The organism is Apibacter sp. B2966, assembly GCF_011082485.1.
Lineage (GTDB): Bacteria > Bacteroidota > Bacteroidia > Flavobacteriales > Weeksellaceae > Apibacter.
Genome location: NZ_CP049714.1, coordinates 943,149 through 955,401, shown reverse-complemented (window position 1 = coordinate 955,401; position 12,253 = coordinate 943,149). Strand labels below are relative to the sequence as shown.

At 29.5% G+C, this 12,253-nt stretch carries 13 protein-coding genes; 3 read left to right on the top strand and 10 right to left on the bottom strand.

From position 1 onward, the window contains the following. Positions 1 to 117: 117 nt before the first annotated feature. The 4 genes from G8C43_RS04025 to mutY all read right to left on the bottom strand — a co-directional run bounded on the left by G8C43_RS04025 (position 118) and on the right by mutY (position 3,799). On the bottom strand, positions 118 to 1,443 hold the full coding sequence (locus G8C43_RS04025; RefSeq protein ID WP_160541945.1) for a hemolysin family protein: 1,326 nt from the start codon (positions 1,441 to 1,443) through the stop codon (positions 118 to 120). Positions 1,444 to 1,464: 21 nt separating this feature from the next. Next, positions 1,465 to 2,046, bottom strand: a complete 582-nt coding sequence (gldD, locus tag G8C43_RS04020; RefSeq protein ID WP_166004335.1) for a gliding motility lipoprotein GldD — start codon at positions 2,044 to 2,046, stop codon at positions 1,465 to 1,467. Between the two features lie 332 nt (positions 2,047 to 2,378). Next, a complete protein-coding gene (locus G8C43_RS04015) occupies positions 2,379 to 2,759 on the bottom strand; it encodes a single-stranded DNA-binding protein (RefSeq protein WP_105298023.1) in 381 nt (126 codons plus the stop codon). A 47-nt stretch (positions 2,760 to 2,806) separates the two neighbouring features. After that, a complete protein-coding gene (gene mutY / locus G8C43_RS04010; RefSeq protein WP_166004332.1) occupies positions 2,807 to 3,799 on the bottom strand; it encodes an A/G-specific adenine glycosylase in 993 nt (330 codons plus the stop codon). A gap of 95 nt (positions 3,800 to 3,894) precedes the next feature. On the opposite strand from mutY, the gene G8C43_RS04005 reads away from it, so the two are divergent. Then, positions 3,895 to 4,188 (top strand): HU family DNA-binding protein, encoded by a 294-nt coding sequence (locus G8C43_RS04005; RefSeq protein WP_105298021.1) that lies wholly within the window; start codon positions 3,895 to 3,897, stop codon positions 4,186 to 4,188. A 263-nt stretch (positions 4,189 to 4,451) separates the two neighbouring features. Beyond that, the gene (locus G8C43_RS04000; protein ID WP_160564159.1) at positions 4,452 to 6,011 is read left to right on the top strand and encodes an Rne/Rng family ribonuclease; all 1,560 of its coding nucleotides are present in this window, start codon (positions 4,452 to 4,454) and stop codon (positions 6,009 to 6,011) included. A 160-nt stretch (positions 6,012 to 6,171) separates the two neighbouring features. Here G8C43_RS04000 and crcB read toward each other — a convergent pair whose 3' ends face one another. Together crcB and G8C43_RS03990 are read right to left on the bottom strand one after the other, a co-directional pair. Then, the gene (crcB, locus tag G8C43_RS03995) at positions 6,172 to 6,546 is read right to left on the bottom strand and encodes a fluoride efflux transporter CrcB (protein ID WP_166004330.1); all 375 of its coding nucleotides are present in this window, start codon (positions 6,544 to 6,546) and stop codon (positions 6,172 to 6,174) included. Positions 6,547 to 6,625: 79 nt separating this feature from the next. Beyond that, positions 6,626 to 7,168 (bottom strand): gamma carbonic anhydrase family protein, encoded by a 543-nt coding sequence (locus G8C43_RS03990; RefSeq protein ID WP_166004327.1) that lies wholly within the window; start codon positions 7,166 to 7,168, stop codon positions 6,626 to 6,628. Between the two features lie 77 nt (positions 7,169 to 7,245). Here G8C43_RS03990 and G8C43_RS03985 point away from each other — a divergent pair, with 77 nt between their 5' ends. Then, on the top strand, positions 7,246 to 8,115 hold the full coding sequence (locus G8C43_RS03985) for a NifU family protein (RefSeq protein WP_160564155.1): 870 nt from the start codon (positions 7,246 to 7,248) through the stop codon (positions 8,113 to 8,115). Positions 8,116 to 8,127: 12 nt separating this feature from the next. Here the strand turns inward: G8C43_RS03985 and G8C43_RS03980 are convergent, their stop codons facing one another. The 4 genes from G8C43_RS03980 to ribD form a co-directional block, all read right to left on the bottom strand. Then, entirely contained in the window at positions 8,128 to 8,580 is a 453-nt protein-coding gene (locus G8C43_RS03980) for a low molecular weight protein-tyrosine-phosphatase (protein ID WP_255448927.1), read from the bottom strand. After that, positions 8,577 to 10,007, bottom strand: coding sequence for a chromosomal replication initiator protein DnaA (gene dnaA / locus G8C43_RS03975; RefSeq protein WP_105298016.1), 1,431 nt, complete (start codon positions 10,005 to 10,007; stop codon positions 8,577 to 8,579). Before dnaA ends, G8C43_RS03980 begins: the two co-directional genes overlap by 4 nt. A gap of 519 nt (positions 10,008 to 10,526) precedes the next feature. Beyond that, the gene (locus G8C43_RS03970; protein ID WP_166004325.1) at positions 10,527 to 11,147 is read right to left on the bottom strand and encodes an IMPACT family protein; all 621 of its coding nucleotides are present in this window, start codon (positions 11,145 to 11,147) and stop codon (positions 10,527 to 10,529) included. 33 nt (positions 11,148 to 11,180) lie between these two features. After that, a complete protein-coding gene (gene ribD / locus G8C43_RS03965) occupies positions 11,181 to 12,233 on the bottom strand; it encodes a bifunctional diaminohydroxyphosphoribosylaminopyrimidine deaminase/5-amino-6-(5-phosphoribosylamino)uracil reductase RibD (protein ID WP_255490404.1) in 1,053 nt (350 codons plus the stop codon). Between the last annotated feature and the right edge of the window lie 20 nt (positions 12,234 to 12,253).

Sequence of the window (12,253 nt, the reverse complement as noted above, 5' to 3'; positions counted from 1 at the left end):
AAAACATATACTTCATTATATCGGTAGTTTTTAGTAAAAACCGATAAAGCATAAATGAAATAATAATAAATCCAATAAAGAGCAAACTATAAATAAAGTAAATCATAAAAAATAGTATTAATCAGTAATTTCATCTTCAGCGGAACTCTCCTCGTTTTCTTCCGTAGAATTAAGTTTTTCCATTAATACTTTATCTATTCTATTTGCATCTTTATCTACAATTTCAAATGAAAATCCGTTATAATTGAATTTTTCGGCAACTTCAGGAATATACTCCATGTGATAAATAATAAATCCGGCTAACGTAACATATTCATCATCGTCTAATTCTATAATGGTATCATCAAAAAAGGAATTTAAATCTCTAATTCCTATATTACCGTTAACTAAATATGAACCATCTTCACGTTGCACAATTTCTGTCTCCTCTTCATCGCTCTCAGGCATGTCACCAACAATACCTTCAATAAGGTCTTGCAAAGTGATAATACCTTGAAAAGTACCATATTCATCCACAACAAAACCCATATGCTGTTTATTTTTTCGGAATTCCTGTAAAATATCAACAGAATGCATATTTTCATGAATGAAGATCGGAGTTTTTAAAATGGATTTGATATCAAAATTTGGCGTGTTTATATTTTCATAAAATTCTTTTATAGCCAAATAGGCATTAGCTTCATCTAAATTACCGTCACACACGGGAAATTTGGTAAAATTGCTGTCTTTAATTTGCTTTTCAATTTCTTCGAAACTATCTTTTAAATTAATCCATTCAACTCTTTTGCGGTATGTCATTAAACTTTTAGCTTTTTGTTCTGAAAAAGCAAAAACATTCTGATGCAATTCACTTTCCTCTTTTTCTAAAACCCCTTGTAAACTTGCTGTCTTAAGCATATAAATTAGTTCGTCCTCAGAAATTTTTTCACCTTCCACATTTGAAATTTTAAATATCTTATTAAATATATGGGTTGAAAATGAAAGGATTTTAACAAACGGATACAAAGCCATTGAAAAAACTTTGATAATTGGAGCAACAGTCAAAGCTATTTTTTCAGGATTTCTCATGCCGAAAGTCTTAGGAATTAACTCTCCCAAAACTATGGACACATAAGTAATCAATGCTATAATTACCATATAAGACAGTTCATTAGCATGGGTTGCTGTCAATGAGAAATGCTCAAAAAATGGAGTAACGTATTTTACTAAGGTAGCGCCTCCATAAGCACCCGATACAATACCGATCAAAGTTATACCCACTTGAATAGAAGATAAAAAATCTTCCGGTTTTTCTAAAAGATTGAGTACTATTTTAGCCTTTTTATTTCCTTTTTTAACTTTGTTTTCAATTTTTTGCCTCTTAACTGATACTAAGGCAATCTCAGATATAGCGAAAAAGGCATTTAAAAGAGTTAATAATAAAAGAATTCCTATTTCTAACATTTTAATATAAAAAAATTAAGTTTATTCCCAGGTAGTTGTTTCAATCATTTTAATAATATCTTTTTCAATATATTCAACAGCAGGTTGTAAAGAATCAGGCCGAGGCTGAACTTTAAAATATAAATTTCCTGAAAGGAAATGTTTAATACTATCTGTTACATAAAATTGAATATTTGAAGCAGATTCGCCTCCCAATCGATAAAGATTTCCAAATACCTTTTTTTCCGGATAAGAAAATGATTTGGTTTTTATAGAATTGGCTTTTATGGTATGTTCATATACAAGTCTCTGAGCTTCTTTTAATAGCGAATTTAAATTTCCGTTTACCTCAGAATAAGTTAAATATAGAGTTGCTTTCATGAATGGATAACTAAAATTGTACCAACAATTTTTGTATTTATCCTTTACTTTAGTGAGGTTCGAATACTGAAATTCAAAAGGACATTTTTCTTTTTTAAAAAGTATGTAATTGGGTGCAGGGTATTCTAATCTTACCTGGCCGATTGGCTTAGGTAAATATTCTTCTTTCTTACAACTAAGTAATAACATAGAAAATAGAATAATAAAATATAAAATATATAATTTTTTTAATGATTTACTCATCTAAATAAATAAATTTAGTATTTAATTAAATAATATATATAACGAATTTTTAGATACAATACGTATATTATCCCATCTATTACCTATGAATAGAAACTTTTTATATAAATATTTTATCTTGTAATAAAAATATTTTTGAGGGGATAAAGTATATGCAAAAGCAGTCAATGCACATACCTGTAGATTTTTGCTAAATAATTTAAAGAAAGTTTTTCTCTTAAAACAATAGGAGAAGAGAAAATTATAAAATAAGAGGATATAAATTAATGAAATACTCGTGGGCCCGGGCTCGTCCATATAAATTGAAATTTTATTATAAGTATTTTTGAAGTTTAAAAATCATGCTGAATTATGTCTTCATTTTCAGGTTGTTTACCCAATAAGTTGGATAAAAATAAAATATTATCTGCAATAACTTCGGTAATATGTTTAGTAATACCGTTATCATCAAATTTACGAGTTTTAAGTTTTCCTTCAATGTAAACTTTACTTCCTTTTTTCAAAAATTTTTCACAAAGTTCTGCCAGTTTATTTCTTGCAGTTATATTATGCCAATCAGTTACATCTACTTTTTCTCCGGTTTCTTTATTCATATAACTTTCAGATGTGGCAACCGGAAAGTTAACAACAATATTTCCATCACTAAACCTATAAGATTTTACGTCAGTACCTAAATTCCCAACTAAAATTACTTTATTAATAGATGTACTCATTTTTATATATAAATTGATCGCATTGATGAGCAAAAATAATAAAAAATTTAATTATAAAATAAAAAATTTTCCATGGGTTTTGGAAAAGCGTAGCTTTTTAAGTTGTTTTTATTCAAAATTATAGCATTTATTTTATGGGCGACTTGATAAAAATCATTTTCATCAATTTCAATTTCTGAAATGGTAATAGTTAATAATCTATGACTAAGCTTATGTTTGATCTGATGGTTATGGATAATTTGGTAATTCTTGAAATTTTGGTCAAATAAGGGGAATTCATATAACCCTTTCCAAATCGAATTGTTATTTCTTTTTTTTATTAATGTTAAGTCTTTACAAAAAAGATAGGCATAATGTATATTTTCTTCTTTAATTTTAACCGAGGAAGATTTAATTGGAAGAACATTTTGTAAATTATTAGTATAGGCCAAACATTCCTCCTGAATAATACATTGATCGCATTTTGGATGTAACGGTGTGCAGACCATCGAACCGAAATCCATGATCGCTTGATTGAAATCTCCCGGATTTTCGGGCATTAAAGATTTAATTAAATCAAAAAAGTAGGTAAAAGTGCTACTTTTACTTATATCCTTTTCTGAGCCAAAAACTCTGGAATATACTCGAAATGCATTACCGTCAAGAGCGGGCACTTTTTCATTAAAAGATATTGAAGCTATGGCAGCGGCAGTATATTTTCCAATTCCTTTAAGTTTAATTATTTCACGATAAGAATTAGGAAAAATACCATTTAATTCATTTACAATGTATTTTGCGGTAAAGTGTAAATTATGCGCTCTAGAATAATACCCCAATCCCTGCCAGGAATTTAATACTTCATCTTCGGAGGCATTTGCCAGAACTTCAACATTTGGAAACCGTTGAATAAAATTTAAATAATATTCATATCCTTGATTAATACGAGTTTGCTGAAAAATAATTTCCGAAATCCAAATGTTATAAGGAGAAAGAGTTTCCCTCCATGGCAGTAAGCGTTTATTGATTTTATACCATTTCTGTAAAAGACTAATAAAATTCACACTTTTAAATGTTTATAAGTTTTACTTTCCAAAAATAATATTATATTTGCAAACTCAAAATTTAATTAGAAGTATAATAATATAATATTAAAAGTATGACAAAAGCAGATATCGTAAATTCGATTTCAAGTAAACTGGGTCTTGAAAAAGTTGAAACTCAAAAAGTCGTGGAGGTTTTTATGGATGAGATTAAAACTGCTATGGCTAAGGGTGATAATGTTTATTTAAGAGGTTTTGGAACTTTTTTAATTAAAAAAAGAGCAGCTAAAACAGGAAGAAACATTTCTAAAAATACAACTATTAAGATTCCGGCTCACAATGTACCTGCTTTTAAACCAGCTAAGTCTTTTGTTGAAGACGTAAAAACAAATGTTAAAGTCAAAAATTAGTAATAATTAATAAATAAAAGAACACTATGCCAAGCGGAAAAAAAAGAAAACGTCATAAGGTAGCGACCCATAAACGTAAAAAAAGAAGAAGATTAAACCGTCATAAAAAGAAAAATAAATAATTTTCTTCTAACATAAAACTAAGGTTTTTTTACTTAAGATATTTGTACATTCTTTACCAAAGTTTAAACTCAAAAACAATAGGTAAAGAATGTTTTTGTTCAAAAATGAATGTGTATAAGGGTGGATAATTAATGTAAAAGATGAGTAAAGAATTAATAGTATCGTACGAACATTCAAAGGTTAGAATTATAATATTAGAAGGAGGGAGGATTCAAGAACTTCATGAAGAAGAAATAGGAAATAATTTTACGGTTGGAGATATTATTATGGGCAAAGTAAAAAAACTTGCTCCAAGTCTTAATGCTTGTTTCGTAAACATCGGATACGAAAAAGATGCTTTTTTACATTATCTTGATTTAGGTCCACAAATTAAATCTTCATTAAAATATTGTAAAGGAGTATCTTCCGGTAAAATAAATTCACCCAAATTAACTTCGTTCCCTTTTGAAGAAGATATAAACAAGGATGGAGTTATACAAGATGTTCTAACTCCTAATCAGGATATACTCGTACAAATTACCAAAGAGCCCATTTCAACTAAAGGTCCTCGATTATCTTCCGAAATTTCTTTAGCCGGAAGGTATCTTGTATTGATACCTTTTGCATCCAAGACATCAGTTTCAAGAAATGTCTCTACTGCTGAAGAAAAAGACAGGTTGAAACAAATCGGAGAACAAATACGCCCTAATGGTTTCGGACTTATTATTAGAACGGTAGCTGAAGGTAAATCCGCTCAAGAATTACAATCGGAATTAACTAATCTTTTAAATAAATGGAACAATGTGTGTTTTCGTAATATTAAAAAAAGCAAAGCACCTGCCAAAATTTTGGGAGAATTAGATAAAGCTTCATCAATTCTTAGGGATAATTTAAATGAAGATTTTGTTAGTATCGTTTGTGATAATGAGGAATTGGCCGGAGAGATGAAAGAATACCTTAATATTATTGCTCCCGAAAAATCTAAGTTAGTTAAATATTACGATTCCCATATTCCCATCTTTGAATATTACAATATAGATAAGCAAATAAAACAATTGTTTGGTAAGCATGTTAATATTTATCAATCGAAAGGCGCGTATTTGATAATTGAACATACTGAAGCCATGCATGTTATAGATGTTAATTCAGGGAACGTTACAGCCAATCAAAAATCCCAAGAAGATGCAGCCTTACATATCAACAAATTAGCTGCAGCAGAAATTGCTCGTCAATTGCGTTTACGGGATATCGGAGGGATCATCGTTATAGATTTTATTGATCTTACTTCATCTCAGCACAAAAAAGATCTTTATGAGTATCTAAAAAAGGTAATGAAAGATGATAAAGCAAAACATAAAATCTTACCTCCAAGTAAATTTGGAATAGTTCAAATCACCAGACAAAGAGTACGTCCTCAAAAACAGTTGAATACAACAGAGGAAAATCCTAATATTAATGGAAAAGTAGAATCTCCTATTGTATTAGTAGATAAAATTCAACAACAAATCTTAAATGCCATAGTTTCAAATAAAGGCAAATTGTATTTGCATACACATCCATTTGTTGCGGCATATTTAACTAAAGGTATTAAAAGCATACGTAATGAATGGTTTCTAAATTACAAAAGATGGATTAGGGTAATTCCTAGAGACAGCTTTAAATATCTTGAATTTCAAATACAAAACGAAGAGAAGGAAGTCATCTATAAATTTTCAAATTAAACTCTATACTTATTTTTCATTCATTACACACTCTTTCTATCCTTCTTTTTGAGGAGAGAAATTTAATTGAATAGTAGATCTGAGCTTAAATATCTGGTTTCTTAACATTCTTAGAAACAATAATCATAGTTCGACTTTTACTCTAAAATTTATTGGTATATCAGATTTTAGAAATAAAATTTCCTATCCAAACACCCAAAATTCCTATCAAGATGCTGATACCTATATATAAAGCTAAAGTGAAGAATTGATGATTTTGATATAATTGCAAATTTTCAGTTGAAAAAGTTGAAAAAGTAGTATATCCACCACAAAAACCGGTTATTAATAGTAATTTTATTTCATTGTTTATAAAATTAAATCGTTCTGATAATCCCAAAAATAATCCGATGACAATACATCCGCTACAATTTATAAGAAAAGTAGCTAAAGGAAATATTCCTCCATAATATTTTTGGATATAAAGAGATAATAGATAACGAATGATTGAACCTATAGATCCACCTAATCCTACTAAAAAAATATTATAAATCATAAAATAAAATTATCTTTATCTAAATCTTTACTATTGACAAAAAGTGTAATCAAGTTAATAAATTTCTTGCATCGAATCCTTAAATGCCGTTGTCATCATCATCTTCTTCATTACTATACCATTTGCTGTATTTAATATAATTGGAAGCCGTCTGGTGTATTTTATTTTTCATTAAATCTTCTGAAACCATTCCTATTTTTTTTGCCGGAATTCCTGCCCAAATTTCACCACGTGATATAAACGTACCTTGAGTGACTACAGCTCCGGCAGCAATAATTGCATTACTTTCTACGGTTACCTCATCCATGACTATAGCTCCCATACCAACCAGAACATCATCGTGAATGGAACATCCATGGACAATTGCATTATGACCTATAGATACGTTATTTCCAATAAGGGTAGGATGTTTCATATAGGTACAATGAATGACTGCATTGTCTTGAATATTAACTCTGCTGCCAATTTTTATAAAATTAACATCACCACGGATTACAGCATTAAACCAAACAGAACTTTGGCTTCCTATAGTCACATCTCCGATGATTACGCATGTTTCTGATAAATAACAATCATTTTCAATTGAGGGAAATTTATCTAATACTTTTTTAAGTAGCGCCATATTTTTAAATAATATTATAATAATCTATTTATAGATACTAGCAAGTTATGTAATTTTGAAGAATTAAACTAAATGACATGAAATTAAAAATTGAAAAAACTCCCAATAAAAATATAGTTAAATTCGTTGCCCCCTCAACATTAGTAGAAGGCAGTTATGAAATATCGGATATAAAAAAAGCAGGTGATATTCCTATAGCACAAGAATTACTTCAATTGCCATTTGTTACTCATATTTTTATTACAGCAAATTTTATTGCTGTTCAAAAAAATGATATGGTAGAATGGGATATGGTCTTAGATGAAGTAAAAGAACTAATTGAAGACGAATTACTGGCGAATCCTTCAGTTGTTTTACAGCCGCGTAATACTCCCATATCTGTGTATGTTGAAATGACGCCTAATGCCTCTGTGATGAAATTTGTTACCAACAAAATTTTAGTTGAAGGAATAATTGAATTAAAAAATGAGAGCGAAGCTAAAGAAGTACCTTTAGCACAATATTTATTTAGTTTTCCTTATGTAAAAGAAGTGTTTATATCGGATAATTTCGTTTCCATAACTAAAGCCGATGATTATAAATGGGAAGATATCTCTATGGAACTAAGGTATACTATTTCTGAATATTTAAGAGAAGAAAAAGAGATCAGCAACATAAAAAATTTTTCCACCTATAAAACTACAGATCATACGGAAAGAGAATTTTCAGAAATTGAAATTAAAATTAAAAATATTTTGGATGAATATGTGTTACCTGCAATTGCCGGAGACGGAGGTAATATAGAACTTATTTCTTTCGATGAAGAAACGAAGGTAGCTAAAATGCTTTTACAAGGCGCATGCAATGGTTGTCCATCCTCAACATTTACTTTAAAAAATGGAATTGAGGAACTTTTAAAACAAATGTTACCTAATGAAATTGAAGCAGTAGAAGCGATTAATGGGTAAATAACTTATCCATTAATCCTTTGAAAGTTTTTCAGCAATACAAGTACAAGCTTCATTCAATAGGTTGAAAACATTTTCAAAATCTTCTATATCACCGTAATAAGGGTCCGGAACACTTTGTTTAACAGCAGTAGGAGATTCAGACATAATTAGTTTAACCTTTTTCTTATCTGCTTCTTTTTTTGCTTTGAAGATTATATCGCTGTAGTTGGCATGATCCATAACATATATAGCATCAAACTCGTCGAAATCAGAAGTAATAAATTTTCTGCCTCTTAGCTGAGAAATATCAATATTGTTTTTTTTACAAACCTGAATCGCACGTTTATCAGGTTTTTCATTTACGTGATAATCGGTTATCCCGGCACTATCTACAGTAAAACTATCAGGAAGTTTTGAACGTAAAATTCCTTCTGCCATAGGGGAACGACAAACATTACCTAAACAAACCATTAATATTTTCATATATCAGAAGTCAATTTTTTATTTAAATCGTCAACATAAGATTTGAATAACTTATCTGTTTCAAATAAGTTGTCAACCGTTTTACAAGCATGTAATACAGTTGCGTGATCTCTTTTACCAATTTGAATACCAATAGAAGAAAGAGAGGCATTGGTATATTTTTTAGCGAAATACATAGCTAATTGTCTCGCCTGAACAATATCTCTTTTTCTGGTTTTTGATTGTAAAGCATCAATTGATACTTTAAAATAATCGCAAACCAAGTTTTGAATATAATCTATGGTAATATCTTTTTTGGAATTAGTAATAAGATTAGATAGTGTTTTTTCAACAAGATCTAAGGTTATTTCCTTTTTATTGAAAGTTGCCTGAGCAATTATGGAATTTAGAGATCCTTCCAGTTCTCTAATATTGGTTTTAATATTTTTAGCAATATATCCTAAAACTTCATCAGAAAGCGCAATACCATCAAATTCCATTTTTTGTTGAAGAATTGCTAACCTCGTAGTATAATCAGGGGATTGTATTTCAGTTGAAAGCCCCCATTTGAATCGAGAGATTAATCGCTGCTCAACATCTTGAATGTCTACCGGCGATTTATCCGAGGTTAATATAATCTGTTTTCCGTTTTGATGTAAATGATTAAAAATATGGAAAAATACTTCTTGTGTACCTTTTTTACCCGATATGAAATGAATATCATCGACGATCAACACATCAATCATTTGATAAAAATGAATAAAATCATTTCTATTGTTTGATTTAGTAGCTTCCTGGAATTGTTGACAAAATTTTTCCATGGAAACATACAAGACGGTTTTTTCAGATTGAATTCTTTTAACTTCTAAGCCGATAGCATGAGCCAAATGGGTTTTTCCTAAACCTACACTACTATAAATAAATAAAGGATTAAAAGAAGTACCGCCGGGTCTTTTAGCAATTTGTTTTCCCGCAGAACGGGCAAGACGATTAGAATCTCCTTCAATAAAATTATCAAATGTATAATTTGTATTGAGTTGACTATCAATCTTTAATTTTTGTAATCCGGGAATAATAAATGGATTTTTAACTCCTCTTTCAATAAATAGGGGAGCTTCCACTTCCTGAACCTTTATTTGTGCTTTTTGGGAACTTGGAATGTTAACGGTATAGGAATTTTCAGATTGTTGGTTTTTTTCCATCATAATGGAATAAACCAATTTGGCATCTTTTCCCAAATTTTTGGTTAAGGCACTTTTTATTATCTTTATGTAATTTTCTTCAAGATATTCATAGTAAAACTTACTGGGTACCTGTATGGTTAATATTTTATCTTGAAGCTTTACGGCCTTGATAGGTTGGAACCATGTAAAATAGGATTTCTCAGAGATATTATCTTTGATATATTGTAGACAGGCTTCCCATATTGAAATCGCAGAATTTAACATTTTTTTAAATTTGTATAAAAAATAAAGGATAAAATTTTACCCACCTTTTAGATCACAAAATTGTTAATTTATTTTAGAAAAAAAAAGAGGATTACCTGTTGTATTTTTAGAAATTTATTAGTAAGTAAATATATATTCTATCTTGGATGAAATAAAGCGTAAAAATAAGAATAAGATAGGATATATTGGATAAAAAACAATAGTTTAAAAATATTGATTATTAATAATAATTTGGATTGTATAAATTCGATCTATATAGGGCCAATAAAGGGATTGCAGAATATGAGCCAATAGTTGTGAAAAACAATTTATTCATCAAATAGGCAAAAATAGAATCGAAATGTTGTTGAACAAATTATTTATTTTAATATCCATCATTTTTCTAAAGAAATAGGTATATTTTAGGTCTGTGAAATCAAAAAAACAAGATGATTTTTTATGGCTTTTAATGAAGGAAAATTAGTGTTATTTTGGATTAATAAATCGGTAGAAAATTTGTTGCTCAGTACGATAAGTGAGCTATAAAATTTTTTTTATGGCAATAAAATTTTGAGCCAAATAAGAATCGAATTTTTCAAAAAATAATTCTTTATTTTTCATGGGAACTTCAACTACAAGATAACATTTATCGGAAAAAGTGCTTGATACTATTTCAATCGATAATTTTTTTAAAAGAGTCATAACAGAAGATTGATACGCATAATCAAATAACAGCTCATAGTTCTCACTTAATTCCTTAAAAATGATTTTTGCGCATTCAATAGTATATTGAGCACTTTCTTTATAAGCTTTTATCAATCTCCCAACCCCAAGTTTAGTTCCTCCAAAATATCGTACTACAATTAAAAGTACATTGGTTAGTCCTGAAGAAAGCAATTGATTATAGATTGGTAATCCGGCTGTACCCGAAGGTTCTCCATCATCATTGGCTCTGTATAGCTCTTCCGAAATGCCCATTCGAAAAGCATAACAATAATGCGTTGCATTGGGATATAGTGTTTCACTAAATTTTAGATAATCTTTTACTTCTTGTTCATTATTGACATTAAATATTAGCCCGTAAAATTTACTTCCTTTAATTTTTAAAAGAGCATCCGTTATTTCAGTATCAACAGTTTTATAAATAAATTTATCATCCATGTAAATTTAAGATATTGATTTGTAGATAATTGATTAATATAACGTTGAAGGATTTTTAAGATATGAAATAAGATTGTCTCCCACCAATTCTTGATAACTAATATCACCGAAAAGAATAGGGGCACTAGTGCCATTTTTTAATATATTTGGAGACGTGATGATCATTGCTTCGTCCCACATTCCTTTATCAATAAAATGTTGTAAGGTTTGTTTACCGCCTTCGATGATTACCGATTGAATATTTTTGTCGTATAACACATTTATAATTTGGGGAACTAAATCCTTGTCAAAATCTAATTGAAAATAGTTTAAATGGGTAGTTGATTGAGATTTTTTTTCCGTAAAGATAAAAGTCTCAGCTTGGTCATCGAAAATAGAATGACTGAGGGGAATTTCTAAATTTTTATCGATGAGTAATCTTATTGGGTTATTACCATAAACAGATCGGGTAGTTAAACTAGGATTGTCTATTAAAGCAGTATTTTTTCCGACTAATATAGATTGTTCTTCATTTCTTAACACATGTGTTTTTTGTATTGAAAACGGATTGCTGATCCAGAACGGATGGTTTCTATCTCTGCCGTTATCTATTTTCTTATTTAAAGTTTCTGCCCATTTTAAAATAATATACGGTCGTTTTTTCAAATGATAAGTAAAAAATCTTTTATTTAATCTTTTACATTCTTTTTCCAAAACATTGGTAACTACTTCTATACCCGAATTGCGAATTATTTCAATTCCTTTCCCGTTAACTTTACTCGTTGGATCCTGAGTACCGATCACCACTTTTTTAAACTTTAAATCCTTAATTTTTAAAGCGCAAGGAGGAGTTTTTCCGTAATGAGCGCAAGGCTCTAAGGAAACATAAATGGTACTTTCTTTAAGTAAACTTTGATCTTTAACCGAAGAAATGGCATTAATTTCAGCATGAGCTTCACCGGATTTTCTATGCCAGCCTTCTCCAATTATTGTATTGTTGTAAACTATAACAGAACCTACTAAAGGATTAGGATAAGTGGTTCCCAAACCATTTTGAGCAAGATCTATACAACGCCGCATGTAGATTTCATCGACAGTATTACCCATAAATACTTTTTATAAGCGGT